We start from the raw sequence: 17,853 nt of genomic DNA, 5'->3' as shown, positions 1-17,853 counted from the left end.
CTTCATCTCCTCAGGCAACGATTTTTAATGGAATAAATTCACGTTGTTGGACACCTTTAACGCGTGCTGCCCACGGATCGGGTAAACCGTCCAGCGAGTACAACAACCGTTCATGCAGCATCTTGCGATTGGCCGCATCTGTCACCACGCGCTGCTTGATATAGTCGAGGCCGACGCGCTCGATGTAATGGACGCTGCGATCCAGGTAATAGGCTTCTTCGCGATAAAGCTGGAGGAAGGCGCCGGTATATTCCTTCACTTCTTCGGCAGTCTTTACCTTGACGAGAAATTGCGCCACTTCGGTTTTGATGCCGCCGTTCCCACCTATATATAATTCCCAGCCACTATCAACTGCAATCACACCTACATCCTTGATACCTGCTTCGGCACAATTGCGCGGGCAGCCGGACACAGCCAGTTTCACTTTGTGGGGTGACCACATGTTGGCCAGCATGGTTTCGAGCTCTATGCCCATCTGGGTACTGTTCTGCGTGCCGAAACGGCAGAACTCGATCCCGACGCAGGTTTTGACAGTGCGAATCGACTTGCCGTAGGCGTGACCGGAATTCATGCCAAGGTCTGACCAGACATTGATCAGGTCATCCTTTTTGACGCCCAGCAAATCGATGCGCTGACCGCCGGTGACCTTCACCATCGGAATCTGATATTTATCTGCTACATCGGCAATCCGTCTTAATTCTGAGGAATTGGTTACGCCACCTTTCATTTGAGGAATCACCGAGAAAGTGCCATCTTTTTGGATATTCGCGTGAGCACGTTCATTAATGAAACGGCTCTGTGGATCATCCAAGGCTTCGTGCGGCCAGGTCGAAAGCAGGTAATAGTTCACGGCTGGGCGGCAGGTTGCGCAACCATTCGGCGTACGCCATTCCAGGAAATCGTAGGTTTCCTTGTGAGTGAGGAGCTTATGCTCGCGGATCGCTTTACGTACTTCACCGTGATTTCTGTCGGTGCAGCCGCAGATAGCTTTGGTCTTCGGCGTTTCCTGAAAACTGCTGCCAACTGTATTCAACAAAATTTGTTCGACCAAACCGGTACAAGAGCCGCAAGAACTGGCGGCCTTGGTGTGCTTTTTTACATCATCGACAGTGAATAATCCCTTATCCTTGATAGCCTTGATAGCCTTGATGATTGTCCCTTTGCAGACGCCGTTGCAGCCGCATACTTCGTCTTTGTCCTGCATTGCCATCGCACGGCTTTGACCTTGTACGCCGACATCTCCAACGCTTGATTCACCGAACATGATGTGATCGCGCAATTCACCCAGCTTACGTCCCTCTTTGAGCAACTTGAAATACCAGGCACCGTCAGTCGTGTCGCCGTAAAGACAGGCCCCAACCAATTGGTCATTTTTGATCACCAATTTTTTATAGATACCGCCAGCAGGATCTGATAAAACGATTTCCTCGCTTTGCTCGCCGCCCATAAAATCGCCAGCTGAAAACAAATCAATACCGGTCACTTTAAGTTTGGTGGACAGCACCGATCCCTGATAGCGGCCTATACCCATTTGCGCCAGATGATTGGCACATACTTTGGCTTGCTCAAATAACGGTGCTACCAGTCCATATGCAATGCCGCGATGACTGACGCATTCGCCCACCGCATAAACGCGCGGATCGTAGGTTTGCAATGCATCGCTGACAACCACACCGCGATTGCAATAAATACCCGCTGCTTCAGCCAGTGCACTATTGGGCCGTATGCCGACCGCCATCACCACCAAATCCGCGGGAATAACGTCGCCGTTTTTAAAACGCACCGAGCACACTTCACCGGCTTCATTGCCGACGATTTCGGCAGTCGTTTGACCCAGCAAGAAGCGCAATCCACGCTCTTCCAGTGAGTGTTGCAACAGCTTGCCTGCTGTGATGTCCAACTGACGTTCCAATAACCAGTCTGCAATATGCACGACGCTGACATCCATGCCGCGCAATCTGAGTCCATTCGCCGCTTCCAGACCCAACAAGCCACCGCCGATCACGACCGCATGGCGTTTGACACTGGCGGTCGCTATCATCGTTTCGGTATCGCGAATATCGCGATAGCTGATAACGCCTTTGAGATCGTTGCCGGGAATAGGCAAAATAAATGGTGTAGAGCCAGTGGCAAGCAATAGGCGATCGTATGGCGTACTGCTGCCGTCTTCCGCCTCAACAGTGCGCCGGACTCGATCGATCTTTGAAATTGCACAGCCCATGCGCAGGTCGATTCCTGCATCCTGATACCACGACAAAGGATTGAGCACGATATCCTGAAACGCCTGTTCTCCGGCCAATACGGGAGACAAGAGTATCCGGTTGTAGTTGGGATGCGGTTCGTTGCCGAACACGGTAATGTCATACATGTCGGGAGCAATAACCAACAACTCTTCCAGCGTGCGGATACCCGCCATGCCGTTACCGATGACGACTAATTTTGATTTTTTCATAGTAGTTACTCCTGAATTTCAAGCTCAAACGCGCGCCATGGCCACTGACCAGTTATTGCGCCAGCGCTCCTTGACACTACGCAAACTGACCCAGCCTAAGGCGGCGAGCAAGGCGAACAACCACAAGCCCAGCGTATAGTCACCCGTAGCCTGTTTGATCGCACCAAGACTGGCTGCAAGCGCAAAACCACCCATACCGCCGGCCATGCCAATCAGCCCTGTCATGATGGAAATTTCGTTGCCGAAACGCTGAGGCACCAGTTGAAATACCGCACCATTACCAGCACCGAGGCAAAGCATCGCCAGGATGAAAAGCACCAATGCACCAATTGGTCCGCCAATATGAAATCCTGCGACACCGATCAACAAGGCGCTCGCTGCAAACACACCCAACAACGACTTGGTGCCACCAACACGATCTGCTAATACGCCACCTAATGGACGCATCACTGAACCGGCAAACACGCAAGCAGCGGTGGCCCACCCCGCAGTTTTGGGATCGAATGCAAACTGATCATGGAAATAGCCGGGCAGGGCACTCGCAAAGCCGGAGAAGCCGCCAAAGGTCAGCGCGTAGAAAAACATGAACCACCATGCATCGCGGTCAGCGAGCATGCGTGCGTAATCGGCGAGACGTTTTTGCTTGAAAACACCTGGTGCATCTTTCGCGAATCGTGCAAAAATCACCAGCACCAGCAGCAATGGGATACAGGCAATACCAAATACATTTTGCCAGCCCAAAGCAACTGCCAGCATCGGTGCAAACAGCGCTGCCAACACAGTCCCGGAATTGCCTGCACCAGCGATTCCCATCGCCGTGCCTTGATGTTGCGGCGGATACCAGCGTGAAGCCAGCGGCAGTGCCACGGCAAAAGAAGCACCGGCCACGCCCAGAAAAACACCTAGTAGAAGTACCTGGGCAAAACTATGCACACCAAATTGCCATGCTGCGATCAAGGCCGCGATGACAACAAACTGTCCAAGCAAACCCGCGCGCTTGGTGCCGACGCGGTCAGCCAGTAAACCCATGAAAACACGAAGAATAGCGCCTGCCAATATGGGTGTTGCAACCATCAACCCACGGGCCTGGGTAGACAAGCCAAGTGATTGGGCGATTTGCACTTGCATCGGGCCGAGCAAGTACCACACCATAAAACTGAGGTCGAAGTAAATGAACGAGCAAAACAATGTCGGCGTGTGGCCGGAACGCCAGAAGTTACGATCCATCAAAATCTCCTTGCAACCGCAGTGCCAGAAATGGAAGCACTACGCCAACCAATAAAAAACGGCGTCCGCCCGTACCTTGTCGATACGAGGGGACGCCGTTGTCCTTGTTACGCTTTGCCGTCTTTGGCATTGCACTATGCATTCTTGCTAACGCTTCATTGCGTTTGCAGGATATTGCTATGCAACATATATGCCAGATCGCTTATTCGAATCTGAACGGGGTGTTTTGCTTAAGACGTAGGGTAGGGGGAGATTGTGATCGCACTGCGATAGTGCGGGGACGACGAAATTGCACCGTGTAGGGGAGATTCTCGTTAAAAATGAACGACTTCCTGAACTCCAGATCAGGTGGCAGAATCCTGTAATTGAGACCATAGTCGTTCGGCCACAGGCCCGTGAACGACATCGCGCCGACGTGCCGCGTAATGCGGGAGTGTGGCACCGCGTAAATGTCGCCCTTCAAGCGACAATAAGCGATTTTCCTGCAGGTCAGCCTGAATCAGATGAACGGGCAAATGCCCCCAGGCCAGACCTTGCAGGATGAGTTCGCGTTTCATTAACTGATCCGCAACGCTGCATGTGCGTGCGCCATCGATCAGATAATAGTTGGCCTGCGATGGGCGACGGCTGGAATCTTTGATTACGCACTGCATGTACGGACGCATATCGTCAGGCGTGAGCGCGTCGCTGACAGTGCCAGCAAAAAATCCCGGGGCCGCAACCGGCACCAGTTTTACCTCAAACAGTGCGATTGCTTCGTATTGTGGAGATGGCTTGTCGAGATGATGAAAGATCAGGTCGCAATCTCCATCATCCAGACGCTCCCAGGGACCACTGATGGTTTCAACCATGAGGTTTAACTTTGTACCTGTACTCGCCCCAAAAAATCGTCGTAGCATACCCAGCGTTTCTGGAAGCGGACATAGATCGCCTACCACAACGCGTAATTCGGTTTCTTCACCTGCGGCCAGTTGCGCGGCTTCACGCCTTAGCTCGTCAAATTGACGCAGAAACAAGACCGTACGTGCGTGAAGCGCCGCACCTTCGGCGGTCAGGGCTACCCTGTAACCGCTACGATCCAGCAGGACTATACCTAGCTGGTTTTCCAACGACGTGAGTGCAGCATGCACAGTCGGATGCGTACGATTCAGATGGGCTGCGGCGGCAGAAAAACTACCATGCGCAACCAGTGCCTCGAAGCATTGTAGTTGCAATAAAGTCGATTCTGACATTGTCGGAAAATCCTTCTATCTTTGTAAAAATAAAGTAATTTATTCAAACATTATTCGATCTTAACATGGCATCTCAACCTATTTTGGAGATCGACATGAAGGCAATCACACGTAAGCAATTTGGCGGACCGGAAATGCTGGAAGTCGTTGAAGTTGTGGCACCGACCGTGCAGCCAGGCACAGTCATGATAGAAGTACGTGCATTTGGCCTGAACCGGGCCGAGTTATACATGCGAGGCGGCGAGTGGGGAAACGTGGCGGAAATCAGTGGTATCGAATGTGTCGGACGTGTCATCGCCGACGCAACCAATCGCCTGAGCCCGGGACAAACGGTCATGGCGTTGATGGGTGGCATGGGCCGCACCATTAATGGTAGTTACGCCGACTATACGGTGGTCCCGGCAAGCAATGTCATTCCGATTGAGACCAGCGCGCCGTGGGAAGTACTTGCTGCGTTACCAGAAACCTATGCCACTGCATGGACTTGTTTGCACCGCAATCTTGAACTCAAGGCCGGACAGCGGCTGCTGGTTCGTGGCGGCACTTCTAGCTTGGGACAGGCCGCCATCGACCTGGCGGTGCAACTGGGGGCCGAGGTGATCGCCACGACGCGCAGTGCCGAGCGGACACCGCTTTTACATGGCCTTGGCGCACAACATGTCGTCACGGCAGACGGCGCCCTGGTTGACGCATTAACGCCCATAGGTCGAAAAGTTGATGCAGTACTTGATTTAATAGGCAACAGCACAATTGTCGATTCAATGCGTGCCACGCGGCGCGGAGGAAGGGTGTGTTTGGCTGGCTTCCTCGGTGGCCTGGCTCCCGTGGTCGATTTTAATCCACTTAGTCAGATGCCAAGCGGCGTTCATTTGAGTTTTTTCGGAAGTTTTAATTTTGGTTCCGACGATTTTTCGTTGTCGGATATTCCGATGCAGCAAATCGTTAACTTAGCCGCGGAGGGGAAACTCCGAGTGCATCCCTCGCGAATATTCACGTTTTCCGAAGTTGCCCATGCACATCAGCTAATGGAACGTAACGAGGCGCAAGGCAAGTTTGTCGTTCTCACCTAATTTCATCGTTCGTACGTTCGTGGTGTGCTTAATGAATTTGACGCGCCTTGAGCAGGTCAAGCTTGGCGGCATACAGATCGTGATCATGTCGGGTCGTGCTATTTTTCAGCGCGATCGACAAATGCTTCGTGGCTTCATCGGTCTCGCCTAAATGCAGGCACGCGATACCAAGCCAGAATTGGAACTCGTGATAGTACGGATCACGTGAGAGCTCTTTGATAAATAGTGCTTTGGCTAACTTGTAATTTCCAGCCCGCATTGCATCCATACCCAAATTGAAATAGTGGAACGGGGCTTCAGGTTCGAGTTGTGCCAGTTTGGTGGCCAATGCTTCAGATTCGGCTACACGTCCTTGATCGTGTAGCACTGCGACCAGGTTGTAGATGATCACGGTATTGTTCGGTTCCAGCGCTAATACTTGGCGAAATGCTTGTTCAGCTTGCGCCAAGTTGCCATGGCGTCGATAAATGACGCCGAGCGTATTGTAGGAACTTAAGAAATGCGGATCTTGCCGGATTGCTTCGCGCACCCACCAATAGGCATCATTTACCTGTCCCGCGGCCAATGTTTCCGCCGCCCGGTTATTCATATACATGGCGATGACGGTGGCTTCGTCGATATCGAGCAAGCGTTGACCAGTGATGTCTTCCGGCGGCAGAAAATCTATCGTCATCAAACGGCTCTGGTCGTAGGGAGTCTCAATGATGGAATTGTGTTTTTTAGCCAGGCTCACGTTGACGTGGTCGCTGGCGAAATAGATATCACCGTTGCGGGTCCAGGATGCATCCATTATCACTTGCTGGAAGTGTACTGTCAGGCCAAGTTCACGCGCGAAAGCAGCAGTCATAATGACTAGCGACAGGCAATTTCCATAGCGCGTATCGAATGTTTGCGCGGCGTTGCGCGTCATCGTCGATTCATACTCAAGTTTGAGTTGGCTTTTAATATATAAGGCATTGAACAGGCCGCTTTGCGGTCCTTCTGTGTGAATTTGACGAGCGATGTCTGGACTATTGAGATAGTTCTTCATCGCGCTGCTGACGGCAAACACATCGGCTACGTCAATACGCTGTGACGGCGGGGTAAAAAATTGATCGTTGAATAAGTTATCAGCCCGCGGTGGGGCCTGCGTGCTAGCGCAGGCGGCGAGCAAGAAAGATAACACCAGAATGAGAAATCTCTTCATTTGGCACCACCGTTAAGATGGGATTTAATTCCGGGCCGAACTCAGTCCGCGTTCATTAGAAATGCAGATAATTGAGCATACACCTGCCGCAGGCTGTCGTGAATCCGATTTAAAAACAGCCTGATTGCTATTAATGATAATACAATTAATTCACGAGGCGCGTATAGCTTTTAGAGCAGCTGTTGTTGCACGAGTTTGATTAGTAATGCATGTTCCGGTTTCGAATTAACCGACATGCGTTGGAAGTCGGAGCCGATCTTTAGGTCAGCAAACAATCCAGTCGGATCATCATGGAAATGTAGAAACGGCTTTGATCGGAAATAGAACACGCCGCGCGATCGCTCGCGTAACCCGATGATGGATTGTAAACTGGTAAGCAGTTCTTCTAACGAATCTAATGTCGCAGAGCCGGCGTGCTTCATTGATGCTTTCGTTTGATTCGATCTCAGGTTTCAGCCGATAGGCTGCCATTGTTCTGAGACTGGACCAAAAGCGCAGCGTTTCGCTTCTGTTTTACGTGTCCGAGCACGCGGCATACTGCCACCGAGCCAACCACAGAAAATAGCATAGGCACCAAAAAATCATGATTAATACGGGTGAATTCTGCTACCAGAATCACCGCAGTTATCGGCATATTCATGGAGGCTGCCAGGAAGGCAGTCGCACCTATGATTGCAAACGCGCCTGATGGCGTACCCGGCCATATATTGGCCCACAAGCCGCCTAGCAGGATAGCGAGCAACGCGCCAATTGCCAGACCTGGCGTCAGCAAGCCACCTTGTGCTCCGGCGCGCAAACTGCTGGCTGTGATAACGACACGTAACAGTAAGAGGATGGCCGCGAGGCCTATTGTCAGTTCGTTGTTGATCCCGAGTTGTACCGGTGTTTTTCCGTTCCCCAGAAGTTGCGGAAAACTGATCGCCAGTAAGCCTATCATCGTAAAGTTAAGGACTGACAAAACCGGAAGTTGCCAATCGCTGGGGGCTGAATCACGTGCACGGCTGGTCAGTTCGACGAATCCGAAAGCGGCAATACCGAATAGCGGCCCCATTACGATAGCCCATATGATGAGGCTGGTACTCAGGACGAAATGAGAAATTGTGTATAGGGACTCGTTACCAAGTCCGATCCATGCAATAACTGCCCCAATCACCGACGTTGCAAGGGCGGGCAGCAGCGCTGACATGCTGAATGTCCCAACCAGCACTTCAAGCACAAAAACGGCACCGCCGAGTGGCACGTTGTACACTGCGGCCAGACCGGCGCCAGCGCCACAAGCGACCATCAAGCGACTTTCTTGCACCGTCAATCCGGCCCGATGTGATAACCAGCCGGCGATCATGGAGCCGATTTCACGCGGCGCAACTTCACGGCCTAATGGCGACCCCAGAGCAACCGTAATAATTTGCAGCAGCGCATGGATAGTCGTAGAAACAATGGGCATACGCGGATCGTCAGACTTTACCGCCTTTTTAATACTGATCAGTTTCGTCCCGAAGCGGTATAACAAATACCATCCGCATCCTGCGACCAGACCGCAAACAACAAGTACAGCGACTCTACGCTCCGGTGATGCTGCGCTGGCACCCTCAAAGAAGCTCTCGGAACCGATCAATTGATGCAGACTATAGCCATACGCACCATGCTGGATCGCATGCAACAGCAGTGCGAGCAACATGCCGCCGATACCACCGCCAATGCCGACCAAAACAGTGACGGTAGCAAGCTTTATCAATGGACTTTTCTGATCAGCATTGTTGTTTTGAGTGAGCGTAGGCTTCGGCATATTGAGAAGTGATGCAATATCTGAAAAGGAGGAGGGGATCTAAATTATCCCCGTGGATTATACAGAGACCGTGCGGAAAGCTTATTCGTACTCAATATTTGAAATTTAGCCACGGATCTTAATATCGGTCAAAGTTGAGTATTTAGATTGTCGCGCGTAATGATGATGAGTTAAGGAACGACCACCTCACCAAAAAAACCTAATTGCAAACTGCTACCGATTCTATGTGCAACGATATTGAATTGTGCCGCTTGTTCGGCTTCAAACATGCGGCCGGTAGTAAGTTCAAAATGATTCAGCCAGCGAGCAAAATGCTCCGGTTCGATGCCGCTCATTGCCATATGCTTACCGTAGACATTGCCTTGGAAGCCTCCAGTTCCCAGCACTACTGAACACCAGAATTTGACCATGCGTTCCAGATGCGATGTCCAATCGCCCTGAATATGATTTGCAAAGACAATAGATAGCACCGGATCTTGTCTGACTTCGGCATAAAAATTCTCGACCAGTAGTTTGATCGATGCTTCGTTTATTTCTAATTTCATTGTTTTTTATGGGAAGAAAGCGTGGATGGGGAAATTTCCAAAAAAGCTAATTTGTCATGTGCAGAGCTCCACAGCGCATGTTCTGACAATGGCGTTTTTGAGCGGGTGATCGGCTTCCAATCTGAACGCGCCGCCAGTTCTGCATTTAATCTGCTGAAATGGCGCTGATCGTCTGGCAAGTCAATCTCGTTATAAATTGCGCCAACCGGACATTCCGGCACGCACATTGAACAATCGATGCACTCGTCCGGCGCGATGACCAGAAAATTCGGGCCTTCACGGAAACAGTCCATCGGACAGACGTCGACGCAGTTGGTGTACTTGCAGAGAATGCAGGAGTCGGTGACTACAAAGGGCATGGCGAATTTCTGGAGTTGACGGTCGCTTTAGGCTTTACCCGGCGGCGGAGGATTTTCTCATATTCGGCTGTTGTGTGTTGCCGCGACTAAAGTTAGCCTCTTGACCTGTTATTCACAAAAAATTGTGTAAATTTCCATTTTTTTTGCAACTTGTTCTGAATATGCAATATTTTAGGTATTCTGTACGCATCAAGCGAAATATCCCGATGGCAATAAAGGAGAGTATGCAATGACCATATCCACTGTACGCGCCGTTAGCGGCACTACGCCTTACACGGTAACGTTGACGGACGATCAGGGACACCAATGGCTAGGTGATGAACCAGCGGAAGCAGGTGGTGCCGATGCAGGCCCTTCGCCATCCCAGATTTTGCTATCCAGCCTTGGCACTTGCACCATCATCACGCTGCAGATGTATGCGGCACGCAAACAGTGGCCGCTGACTGGTGTTGAGGTGAGGCTACAGTTCAATCCCAACGGCAAGCCTGCTGCGGACGTCACTGACATTACCAGGCATATCACTTTGCAGGGCGATCTCGATAGCGAGCAACGCGAACGCCTGTTACAGGTAGCTAATGCCTGCCCTATACACAAGGTTTTGAGCGGCGAAATTCACATCGCCACCGATTTTTCTCAGTGATCAGGAGTCTCAAATGTCCGCCGCCATCAAAATCCTTGCCATTTCGGGCAGCTTGCGCCGTCAGTCTTACAACACCGCATTGTTGCGAGCCGCGCAATCCTTAGCCGAGCCCGACATTGCGTTAGAAATCGCCACTTTGCATGGAATTCCGCTCTACGACGGTGATCTGGAGCAGCAGGACGGCCTGCCGCAAGCCGTGAGTGAACTCAAAGCACGCATATTGGACAGCGATGCCTTGCTGTTGGCTACGCCGGAGTACAACAACGGTATTCCGGGCGTTTTCAAAAATGCGATTGATTGGCTTTCGCGTCCTTCGTCGGATATAGCGTTGGTTTTTGGTAGTCGCCCGGTTGCGATTGTCGGTGCCTCGCCAGGCGGCTTCGGCACAATTCTGGCGCAGAACGCTTGGTTACCCGTCATTAGGACACTGGGAGCGCGTCATTGGAGTGGCGGTCGCCTGATGGTTTCCAGAGCGCACAAAGTATTTGACGATAGTGGAGAGATGATTGATGAAGGCGCGCGCAAGCAACTGAGCGATTTCATGCGTGGCTTCGAGCAATTCGTCCGCGCCAACCATATCCGTTTGAGTGAGGGATGATGCCGATGGTACGCGTTGGTTCTCTATTTCAGGCGTGGCTGGCTTTGGCTTTCCTGGTAGCCACGGTGCTTATCCCAACTTTGGCAAATTCTGCAGAAACGAATTCCGTAGCAGGCACTATGCACGACGTTACTGCCACCCTAAAAGTATTCAATCGCGACATCGTCACATTCAGATCAACATTGATGGGTATCTCATCACATGACCGGGCGTTACGTGCCAAGGCTAGGATTGAAGATCAGCTTGATAATCCGGGACCGAAAAAGGTGACCATACAAGCTAGCCCACTGGGTAGTCTGGTGCAAATTGACGGCGCGACCTAGTTTATTGTCACTGCCGACGATGCGGATACGTTGCAACAGGAATCTCTTGAGGTAGCGACACGCAATGCAGCGACTGCGCTTGCTGGGGCAATCGAGGCGACGCGTGAAAGCCGTTCGCTCGACAGCGTTGTGCGGTCGGTGGTGATCGCGGCTATTGCCACCGTCGTCTTGTTCGCTTTGCTGTGGGGATTGCGATGGATTCGGCAAGCAATTGAGCGTTGGCTGGTCCGAGTAACTCAGGCGCAAACGGATGCTTTGCGTGCGCATCGGGTGGAGTTCGTTCGCCAGGATCGTATGATCTGGTTCGCCCGCACTACAGTCAAAACTTTTCATCGAATTTTGATACTGCTTCTGCTCTATGAGTGGGTCAGTCTGGTGCTTGCGCAATTTCCCTACACGCAAGTGTGGAGCGCCCATCTGAATGGATTCCTGTTCGGCCTTGTTGCCGGCATTGGTAGCAGCATCCTCAACGCAGTTCCCGGCATGTTGACCGCTCTCGTCATCTTCTTCATCGCGCGTTTTGTCGGACGGATGCTCGATAATTTCTTCGAAGGAGTACGCACTGGCCAGACCAAAGTAAGTTGGCTTGATCCCGAAGTAGCTACGACTACACGCCGCATCGCCAAGGCGATAGTCTGGTTATTCGCATTCGCGATGGCCTATCCGTATTTACCCGGTTCACATACTGACGCATTCAAAGGGGTATCGGTTTTAGTGGGCTTAATGATTTCTCTGGGAGCATCGAATCTCATCGGGCAGGCGGGTAGCGGTCTGATTTTGACCTATGCCCGCGTTTTTCGCCGTGGCGAATACGTGAGTATAGGCGAGCATGAGGGCACTATCACCGATCTCGGCATGTTTGCCACCCGCTTGCTAACCGGGCAGGGTGAAGAATTGACATTGTCGAACTCGTTGGTTCTCGGGGCCGTGACGAAAAACTACTCACGTACTGTCAATGGACCGGGCTACATACTCGAAGTCACGGCGACTATCGGCTACGATACGCCATGGCGACAGGTGCATGCAATGCTGATCGAAGGAGCGCGGCGTACTCCGGGTGTATTAACTACTCCGGCACCGCAGGTGTTTCAAATGTCACTGTCCGACTTTTATCCAGAGTATCGATTGGTTTGCCAGGCCATCCCGACTGATGCACGCCCGCGCGTGGTATTTCTGAGTGCCTTGCATGCAAACATTCAGGACGTGTTTAACGAATTCGGCGTGCAAATCATGTCGCCGCATTACTTCAAAGACCCGCAGGATCCCAAGATCGTCCCACAGGGACAGTGGTTCACGCCGCCGGCTGAACGACCCAATCCTAAAATGGAATGACAGCCTGAGCCTGATAGAGGGTGCTGAACTTGTCAGCGCCCTCTGTTTACGATCAAGCTTGCATCTGACCGAAACGACCGTTGTTGAAATCGTGCATAGCCTGCGTGATCTCTTCCGCCGTGTTCATCACGAAAGGACCATACCAAGCCACCGGCTCGTCGATAGGTTCGCCGCTCAACAGCAACACCGTCGCCTCGGTGTTCGCTTCCAATGAGATGTCAGTTCCATCCCGATCCAGCATCACCAGCTGACCTTCGTGGGCGACCTGGTTGCCATTAACCAGTATCGTTCCATGCAGAACAACCAGCGCAATCGTTCTGGCTTCAGGCACACTCAGCTCCGCGTAACCACCTTGCTTCAAACGCAGATCCCACACATCCATCGGCGTGAAGGTGTGAGCCGGCCCCTGATGACCGGCATAATTACCCGCAATAACGCGAACGCGACCGGCATCGTCAGGCAACGCTACTGATGGAATGTCACCGTTTAGTACAGTTTGGTAGCCCGGCGCGACCATCTTGTCTTTTGCCGGCAGATTGACCCATAACTGCACCATCTCAAGAGTGCCGCCTTTACGCGTGAATTCCTCCGAATGGAATTCATCGTGCAGAATGCCGGAGGCAGCGGTCATCCACTGAACGTCACCAGGGCCGATGCGTCCGCCGCCACCGGTTGAATCACGATGTTCCACCTCACCCTGATAAACGATGGTGACCGTTTCGAAACCACGATGCGGATGCTGACCCACGCCACGCGGTTGCGACGTCGGCGTGAATTCCATTGGCCCGGCGTAGTCCAACATCAGGAACGGACTGACGTGCTGGCCTAAGGTATGGTGCGAGAACAGTGTCCGCACTGGGAAACCGTCGCCGACCCAATGCTGCTTGGGGCTACTGTAGAGGCCGAGAATTTTCTTCATCATTACTCCTTGTATTACTCTCGTTTAAGGCCAAGGTGGCCTGATTAGCATATATGGAAGCTTAGTCTATGAAGATTGATGTGAATAGCGGGTGTAATGTAAAATCAGTTTCCTATTTATAGGATAATGGCGGCTGTATGTTGCAAAACCTGGATGATCTTTTCTTTTTTGCACAAGTGGTCGATCATCATGGCTTCGCGCCTGCTGGACGAGCGCTGGGGATCACGACGTCAAAGTTGAGTCGGCGCATCGCATTACTTGAGGAGCATCTTGGCGTTCGTCTTATTCAACGCTCAACACGGCGCTTTTCAGTCACGGAAATAGGACAGGGCTATTACCAGCATTGCAAAGCGATGCTGGTTGAGGCTGAAGCGGCGCAGGAATTCATCGAAATGAGCAGAGCCGAACCGCAAGGGATAGTGCGGCTGACCTGTCCGATTGCCTTGCTGCATGCAAACGTGGGAGTAATGGTGGCCGATTTCATGGCTGAAAATCCACGGGTTTCTGTGCTTCTGACAGCCACTAACCGTCGGATTGACGTGATTGGCGAAGGCGTTGATGTCGCCATTCGCGTACGTCCGCCACCTTTGCAAGATAGCGAGCTGGTGATGAGGGTGCTAGGGGAGCGCTTATGGTCGCTGGTCGCGAGTCCGACTTTCCTGGAGCAACACAACGTGCCCAAGACGCCCTCTGATTTGATTGGCTTACCGAGCTTGGGTTTAGGCTCGCACCTTGCAGAACATATCTGGCAGCTAGACGGGCCTGACGGCGCTTCGATGGCCGTTAGACATACCCCGCGCCTGGTAACTGACGACATGATCGCGTTGAAATTGGCGGCTATCGCCGGAGTGGGGATAGTAGAGTTGCCAACCATGATGATGGCTGACGAAATCCGGGACGGTAAGCTGGTGAAACTGATACCCGACTGGGCATCGAAAGGAGGAGTGATCCATGCCGTTTTCCCCTCAAGACGCGGCTTGCTTCCTTCTGTTCGTAAGCTCATTGATTTTCTGGCGATGCGCTTTGCGGAGATAGAAGAGGTCGTGCAATGATAATCGGGTTGTCTTCAACGGCCCGGGTAAATCGGTCATTTTATGGTAGTGTTTTCAGATGCAAGAACATGTTGGAAGCGATATGCGATGGACCATGTGCTGCTAGTGATATTCAAGTGATGCGCGAGCAACAACAATCATTGAGAAAGTGATCACAATCATGACGAAGATGAAGATAGCCTCGGCGGAAGGAAATGGAGAAGAATCTCCCTCTCAACAAATAGATGCAAAAATCAAAGAGTTGAATGATTGGCGGGGCAAGATGCTCGCTCGGGTAAGAACTCTCGTTAAGCAGGCAGACCCCGAAGTTGTCGAGGAGATGAAATGGCGAGGTGTTCCAGTATGGTCGCACGCTGGAATTATCTGTACCGGTGAGACCTACAAGAATGTCGTAAAAATGACATTCGCCAAAGGTGCTTCGTTGGAGGATCCTGCCGGACTCTTCAACTCTAGCTTGGAAGGCAACACCAGGCGTGCCATCGATATCCATGAAGACGATAAGATTAATGAAAAGGCATTGAAGACGCTCATTTGCGCTGCGGTGGCGCTGAACATGTCTTCAGCCGCCAAGCGCTCGGCGACGAAAGCAAAGACGACCAACGCATAATGTGACCGGATGATACTGGCAGGATTTTGTCTGACAGACTCGAAACTGGCAATGGAGGCAGTCATATAGATCGCAGAAGCAAATGCTACTGCGTTACGCTGCATTTATTTCTCACCTTTGCATGAGCATAGTAGCAACTCCACTTGCAACAACGGAGGCATCATGCGTAATCAAATATTGAAGCAATTTGCGATTATTGCGCTGAGTATAGCGGGACTGACGCCGGACATGGCCTCGGCAGCCAGCGCTGTGATTCCTATCGATCCCAATCGACTAGCTGACACATCGAATGGATTTCTTGTCGTTATTAGCAAACCAGGTAGCTATCAATTGACTGGTAACCTGAACGTGCCGAATGCCAACACGACAGCCATCGAGATTAACGCCGATAACGTCACCATAGATCTCAACGGCTTTACCATTCAGGGACCGGCACGTTGCTCGTCGCGCCCTGTCATTTGCTCTCCTACAGGCCCAGGCAATGGGATACATGCGGTGCTGCGAGAGAATATCGTGATCAGAAATGGCTATATTCGGGGAATGGGCAATCTGGGAATATATTTAGAGACGCATTCGGCTCGCGTTGACAAGCTGAACCTGATCGGCAACGGAACCGGCGCTGCTACCATGTTTGGTGGATTAATAAGCAACAGCGTCGTCAAATCCAACGGTGGCGTTGGCATTTTTGGACTCGACATTAAGGTGCGCGAAAACATCATTCGTGACAATCGTCTCTTTGGTCTGGAAGCCTACGGCCATTCCGTGTACGCGAACAACAAATTTCGCGGCAACAATAACAACGCGGCGCAAGTCAACAAACAGCCGACACAAGCCGGCAGCAATCTGTGCCATGCGACGGACTGTCACTAGGAACAGGTCAGAGTGGTGACATGCGCAGGATGTTTAAGGTACAAGAGACCGAGCAGCATTTGAGTTACATATATCGTACGACGAACTGGAAACACGAACTGGAAACAATATAACGTTGTATTAAAAAATCGCGGCACCTTGCCTCAATGCTCGGGGAAAAGGCGGTTGATACTAAAACCGTAATGAATTCTGATAAACCCGATCGATATATTCCATTTTAAATTTTGGCGTACGCGAATGATAGTGCCCGACGCCGTCCCAAAAGCTACCGTTCGCTGAATTAATTTCATAGCGCAAGATGTAAGCACCGGCGCGCATTGACCAGCAAAAATCATGCGTAATCATGGTTGCCGTCACGCCAAAATTTGCCTGCAGCCGTTGTGCCCAGACCGTGTTAATTTGCATCGGGCCATAATCGACCGTGCCGTTGGTATTATTACTTTTTAACACCTTCTCAAAATCATTGGGCGTCGGTGCTCATAATGTTGGAACATTTCTCAATGACTCATTTAATCCTATGCAAATATCTAGGAATGCGTGGGATGCACTTCAGAGCGGTGATTCGTTCGCCATTGCTGCTGCTTTACTGATCGGTTCTAACGGCAAGACGCTCTTGGTACGCAAACGCGGTACCACTGCATTTATGCAACCTGGTGGAAAGATCGAACCCGGTGAACCGGCAGCCACTGCGTTGGCCCTCGCGTTAGATGAAGAGTTGGGAATACAGATCGATACTGCTCAAGCCCAATTTTTAGGAATGTTTAGCGCTACGGCGGCAAACGAGCCTGGCTTTGATGTGCATTGCGAGCTGTTTCGAGTTGTCATCAACGGTCCAGTTCATGCAGCTGCTGAAATTGAAGAGGCTGTATGGGTCGATAGCCACAGTTATGTGCAGATGCAACTGGCACCGCTAACGCAGGATCATGTGATGCCTATCTATTTGAACCGCTGTTAGAGTTTATTTTGGAAGCCCGAAAGCTTCAGGTCTCGTATCCACGCTAATCATTCGCTCAGAAAATATGACGCCAACTCAAATCCAGCGGCAATTTGCAACTGCCCAGAGCTATGCCTATGAAGCACATCAATGTAATGCCTAATGGCTTGCCGACTAATAGTCCCGCAGCGATGCCGATGCGAACGTTGACCCGCTTGCCGATGCTGGCCAATAGCCGCATCGGGAAATTGCTGCCGCATCACCGGATATCCGCCGACTATTCTTTACCATCAAGGGAAGGTCAAGTCCAACCCCAGCATCCTGGCAAGGACGAAGGTGACGAGCCCCAATCCCAGAAGCGATAGCATGAAGATTGCGGCCACCTTGCCGCTCGCGCGTAGCACCGCGCGCTTCTCCGTCTCCTTCTTCCCTTGATCGTAATGCCACTTGATGGCGAAGAACATGCCCGTGCCGAGCACGAGAACCTTGAATGTAACGAAGACTATAGGGATCCAATCTATCATTTTGAGTATTTCCAGCCTATTACTTGACACTATCTATCGTGAGGAGCGCTACCTCAAAACGCTGCTTCAGCAGCTTCATTTTTTGTTCAAACCATCGTCGAATCCAACTTCCATCATAACAGACTCATCACACAGCATAGGATGCAGAGCTCAATTTGCACTATAGTCGCTAGGTCCTCTAACGAGAAAAGAATAAA

Annotated in this window: 22 protein-coding genes; 9 read left to right on the top strand and 13 right to left on the bottom strand. The window is 51.5% G+C overall.

The features are described 5' to 3' along the window. Window positions 1–10: 10 nt before the first annotated feature. From nirB to GEV47_RS01135, 4 genes are all read right to left on the bottom strand, one after another. Window positions 11–2,452: a nitrite reductase large subunit NirB gene (nirB, locus tag GEV47_RS01150; protein WP_153232891.1), complete on the bottom strand. Its 2,442-nt coding sequence runs from the start codon at window positions 2,450–2,452 to the stop codon at window positions 11–13. Between the two features lie 24 nt (window positions 2,453–2,476). Next, a complete protein-coding gene (locus tag GEV47_RS01145; protein WP_153232890.1) occupies window positions 2,477–3,679 on the bottom strand; it encodes a nitrate/nitrite transporter in 1,203 nt (400 codons plus the stop codon). After that, window positions 3,669–3,809, bottom strand: coding sequence for a hypothetical protein (locus tag GEV47_RS01140; RefSeq protein WP_153232889.1), 141 nt, complete (start codon window positions 3,807–3,809; stop codon window positions 3,669–3,671). Before GEV47_RS01140 ends, GEV47_RS01145 begins: the two co-directional genes overlap by 11 nt. A gap of 214 nt (window positions 3,810–4,023) precedes the next feature. Next, window positions 4,024–4,911 (bottom strand): LysR family transcriptional regulator, encoded by an 888-nt coding sequence (locus tag GEV47_RS01135; RefSeq protein WP_153232888.1) that lies wholly within the window; start codon window positions 4,909–4,911, stop codon window positions 4,024–4,026. Window positions 4,912–4,976: 65 nt separating this feature from the next. Here GEV47_RS01135 and GEV47_RS01130 point away from each other — a divergent pair, with 65 nt between their 5' ends. Then, window positions 4,977–5,981 (top strand): zinc-binding dehydrogenase, encoded by a 1,005-nt coding sequence (locus GEV47_RS01130; RefSeq protein ID WP_228124513.1) that lies wholly within the window; start codon window positions 4,977–4,979, stop codon window positions 5,979–5,981. A gap of 28 nt (window positions 5,982–6,009) precedes the next feature. Here GEV47_RS01130 and GEV47_RS01125 read toward each other — a convergent pair whose 3' ends face one another. From GEV47_RS01125 to fdxA, 5 genes are all read right to left on the bottom strand, one after another. Continuing rightward, window positions 6,010–7,167 carry a tetratricopeptide repeat protein gene (locus GEV47_RS01125; protein WP_153232886.1) on the bottom strand — a complete coding sequence of 386 codons (1,158 nt, stop codon included), beginning with the start codon at window positions 7,165–7,167 and terminating at the stop codon, window positions 6,010–6,012. Window positions 7,168–7,337: 170 nt separating this feature from the next. After that, on the bottom strand, window positions 7,338–7,589 hold the full coding sequence (locus tag GEV47_RS01120; protein WP_153232885.1) for a hypothetical protein: 252 nt from the start codon (window positions 7,587–7,589) through the stop codon (window positions 7,338–7,340). Between the two features lie 23 nt (window positions 7,590–7,612). After that, window positions 7,613–8,953, bottom strand: a complete 1,341-nt coding sequence (locus GEV47_RS01115; protein ID WP_153232884.1) for a chloride channel protein — start codon at window positions 8,951–8,953, stop codon at window positions 7,613–7,615. Between the two features lie 170 nt (window positions 8,954–9,123). Further along, window positions 9,124–9,498, bottom strand: coding sequence for a group III truncated hemoglobin (locus GEV47_RS01110; protein WP_153232883.1), 375 nt, complete (start codon window positions 9,496–9,498; stop codon window positions 9,124–9,126). Next, the gene (gene fdxA, locus GEV47_RS01105; RefSeq protein WP_153232882.1) at window positions 9,495–9,857 is read right to left on the bottom strand and encodes a ferredoxin FdxA; all 363 of its coding nucleotides are present in this window, start codon (window positions 9,855–9,857) and stop codon (window positions 9,495–9,497) included. Before fdxA ends, GEV47_RS01110 begins: the two co-directional genes overlap by 4 nt. A 229-nt stretch (window positions 9,858–10,086) precedes the next feature. On the opposite strand from fdxA, the gene GEV47_RS01100 reads away from it, so the two are divergent. From GEV47_RS01100 to GEV47_RS01085, 4 genes are read left to right on the top strand one after another with little or no spacing between them, the layout of a single operon-like run. After that, the gene (locus GEV47_RS01100) at window positions 10,087–10,497 is read left to right on the top strand and encodes an OsmC family protein (RefSeq protein WP_153232881.1); all 411 of its coding nucleotides are present in this window, start codon (window positions 10,087–10,089) and stop codon (window positions 10,495–10,497) included. Between the two features lie 13 nt (window positions 10,498–10,510). Next, window positions 10,511–11,095, top strand: a complete 585-nt coding sequence (locus tag GEV47_RS01095) for an NADPH-dependent FMN reductase (protein WP_153232880.1) — start codon at window positions 10,511–10,513, stop codon at window positions 11,093–11,095. Then, entirely contained in the window at window positions 11,092–11,418 is a 327-nt protein-coding gene (locus tag GEV47_RS01090; protein WP_153232879.1) for a hypothetical protein, read from the top strand. The genes GEV47_RS01095 and GEV47_RS01090 overlap by 4 nt, the downstream gene beginning before the upstream one ends. 30 nt (window positions 11,419–11,448) lie before the next feature. Further along, the gene (locus tag GEV47_RS01085; protein WP_153232878.1) at window positions 11,449–12,750 is read left to right on the top strand and encodes a mechanosensitive ion channel family protein; all 1,302 of its coding nucleotides are present in this window, start codon (window positions 11,449–11,451) and stop codon (window positions 12,748–12,750) included. 52 nt (window positions 12,751–12,802) lie between these two features. Here GEV47_RS01085 and GEV47_RS01080 read toward each other — a convergent pair whose 3' ends face one another. After that, window positions 12,803–13,669 carry a pirin family protein gene (locus GEV47_RS01080; RefSeq protein WP_153232877.1) on the bottom strand — a complete coding sequence of 289 codons (867 nt, stop codon included), beginning with the start codon at window positions 13,667–13,669 and terminating at the stop codon, window positions 12,803–12,805. 137 nt (window positions 13,670–13,806) lie between these two features. Between GEV47_RS01080 and GEV47_RS01075 the strand changes: the two genes are divergently transcribed. The 3 genes from GEV47_RS01075 (at window position 13,807) to GEV47_RS01065 (ending at window position 16,198) form a co-directional block, all read left to right on the top strand. Further along, complete coding sequence (locus GEV47_RS01075; protein ID WP_153232876.1) at window positions 13,807–14,721, top strand: LysR family transcriptional regulator; 915 nt, start codon at window positions 13,807–13,809, stop codon at window positions 14,719–14,721. 160 nt (window positions 14,722–14,881) lie between these two features. Beyond that, window positions 14,882–15,328 carry a DUF1801 domain-containing protein gene (locus GEV47_RS01070; RefSeq protein ID WP_153232875.1) on the top strand — a complete coding sequence of 149 codons (447 nt, stop codon included), beginning with the start codon at window positions 14,882–14,884 and terminating at the stop codon, window positions 15,326–15,328. Between the two features lie 162 nt (window positions 15,329–15,490). Further along, window positions 15,491–16,198 (top strand): right-handed parallel beta-helix repeat-containing protein, encoded by a 708-nt coding sequence (locus GEV47_RS01065; protein ID WP_153232874.1) that lies wholly within the window; start codon window positions 15,491–15,493, stop codon window positions 16,196–16,198. Between the two features lie 171 nt (window positions 16,199–16,369). Here GEV47_RS01065 and GEV47_RS01060 read toward each other — a convergent pair whose 3' ends face one another. Next, on the bottom strand, window positions 16,370–16,648 hold the full coding sequence (locus tag GEV47_RS01060; protein WP_228124512.1) for a lytic transglycosylase domain-containing protein: 279 nt from the start codon (window positions 16,646–16,648) through the stop codon (window positions 16,370–16,372). Window positions 16,649–16,715: 67 nt separating this feature from the next. Here GEV47_RS01060 and GEV47_RS01055 point away from each other — a divergent pair, with 67 nt between their 5' ends. Then, window positions 16,716–17,153 carry an NUDIX hydrolase gene (locus GEV47_RS01055; protein WP_153232873.1) on the top strand — a complete coding sequence of 146 codons (438 nt, stop codon included), beginning with the start codon at window positions 16,716–16,718 and terminating at the stop codon, window positions 17,151–17,153. A gap of 55 nt (window positions 17,154–17,208) precedes the next feature. Here the strand turns inward: GEV47_RS01055 and GEV47_RS01050 are convergent, their stop codons facing one another. Further along, window positions 17,209–17,373, bottom strand: coding sequence for a Na+/H+ antiporter NhaA (locus GEV47_RS01050; RefSeq protein ID WP_153232872.1), 165 nt, complete (start codon window positions 17,371–17,373; stop codon window positions 17,209–17,211). Window positions 17,374–17,422: 49 nt separating this feature from the next. Further along, window positions 17,423–17,656: a hypothetical protein gene (locus GEV47_RS01045; RefSeq protein ID WP_153232871.1), complete on the bottom strand. Its 234-nt coding sequence runs from the start codon at window positions 17,654–17,656 to the stop codon at window positions 17,423–17,425. Between the last annotated feature and the right edge of the window lie 197 nt (window positions 17,657–17,853).

Source organism: Glaciimonas soli, assembly GCF_009497155.1.
In the GTDB taxonomy this organism is placed as follows: domain Bacteria; phylum Pseudomonadota; class Gammaproteobacteria; order Burkholderiales; family Burkholderiaceae_D; genus Glaciimonas; species Glaciimonas soli.
The sequence above is the reverse complement of the archived record's forward strand: the minus strand, read 5'-3'. Positions and strand labels throughout refer to the sequence as shown.

Coding starts and splice junctions, on each gene's coding strand:
- nirB (WP_153232891.1), bottom strand. CDS start 2,452: ATGAAAAAATCAAAATTAGTCGTCATCGGTAACGGCATGGCGGGTATC.
- GEV47_RS01145 (WP_153232890.1), bottom strand. CDS start 3,679: ATGGATCGTAACTTCTGGCGTTCCGGCCACACGCCGACATTGTTTTGC.
- GEV47_RS01140 (WP_153232889.1), bottom strand. CDS start 3,809: ATGCCAAAGACGGCAAAGCGTAACAAGGACAACGGCGTCCCCTCGTAT.
- GEV47_RS01135 (WP_153232888.1), bottom strand. CDS start 4,911: ATGTCAGAATCGACTTTATTGCAACTACAATGCTTCGAGGCACTGGTT.
- GEV47_RS01130 (WP_228124513.1), top strand. CDS start 4,977: ATGGCATCTCAACCTATTTTGGAGATCGACATGAAGGCAATCACACGT.
- GEV47_RS01125 (WP_153232886.1), bottom strand. CDS start 7,167: ATGAAGAGATTTCTCATTCTGGTGTTATCTTTCTTGCTCGCCGCCTGC.
- GEV47_RS01120 (WP_153232885.1), bottom strand. CDS start 7,589: ATGAAGCACGCCGGCTCTGCGACATTAGATTCGTTAGAAGAACTGCTT.
- GEV47_RS01115 (WP_153232884.1), bottom strand. CDS start 8,953: ATGCCGAAGCCTACGCTCACTCAAAACAACAATGCTGATCAGAAAAGT.
- GEV47_RS01110 (WP_153232883.1), bottom strand. CDS start 9,498: ATGAAATTAGAAATAAACGAAGCATCGATCAAACTACTGGTCGAGAAT.
- fdxA (WP_153232882.1), bottom strand. CDS start 9,857: ATGCCCTTTGTAGTCACCGACTCCTGCATTCTCTGCAAGTACACCAAC.
- GEV47_RS01100 (WP_153232881.1), top strand. CDS start 10,087: ATGACCATATCCACTGTACGCGCCGTTAGCGGCACTACGCCTTACACG.
- GEV47_RS01095 (WP_153232880.1), top strand. CDS start 10,511: ATGTCCGCCGCCATCAAAATCCTTGCCATTTCGGGCAGCTTGCGCCGT.
- GEV47_RS01090 (WP_153232879.1), top strand. CDS start 11,092: ATGATGCCGATGGTACGCGTTGGTTCTCTATTTCAGGCGTGGCTGGCT.
- GEV47_RS01080 (WP_153232877.1), bottom strand. CDS start 13,669: ATGAAGAAAATTCTCGGCCTCTACAGTAGCCCCAAGCAGCATTGGGTC.
- GEV47_RS01075 (WP_153232876.1), top strand. CDS start 13,807: ATGTTGCAAAACCTGGATGATCTTTTCTTTTTTGCACAAGTGGTCGAT.
- GEV47_RS01070 (WP_153232875.1), top strand. CDS start 14,882: ATGACGAAGATGAAGATAGCCTCGGCGGAAGGAAATGGAGAAGAATCT.
- GEV47_RS01065 (WP_153232874.1), top strand. CDS start 15,491: ATGCGTAATCAAATATTGAAGCAATTTGCGATTATTGCGCTGAGTATA.
- GEV47_RS01055 (WP_153232873.1), top strand. CDS start 16,716: ATGCAAATATCTAGGAATGCGTGGGATGCACTTCAGAGCGGTGATTCG.
- GEV47_RS01050 (WP_153232872.1), bottom strand. CDS start 17,373: ATGCGGCTATTGGCCAGCATCGGCAAGCGGGTCAACGTTCGCATCGGC.
- GEV47_RS01045 (WP_153232871.1), bottom strand. CDS start 17,656: ATGATAGATTGGATCCCTATAGTCTTCGTTACATTCAAGGTTCTCGTG.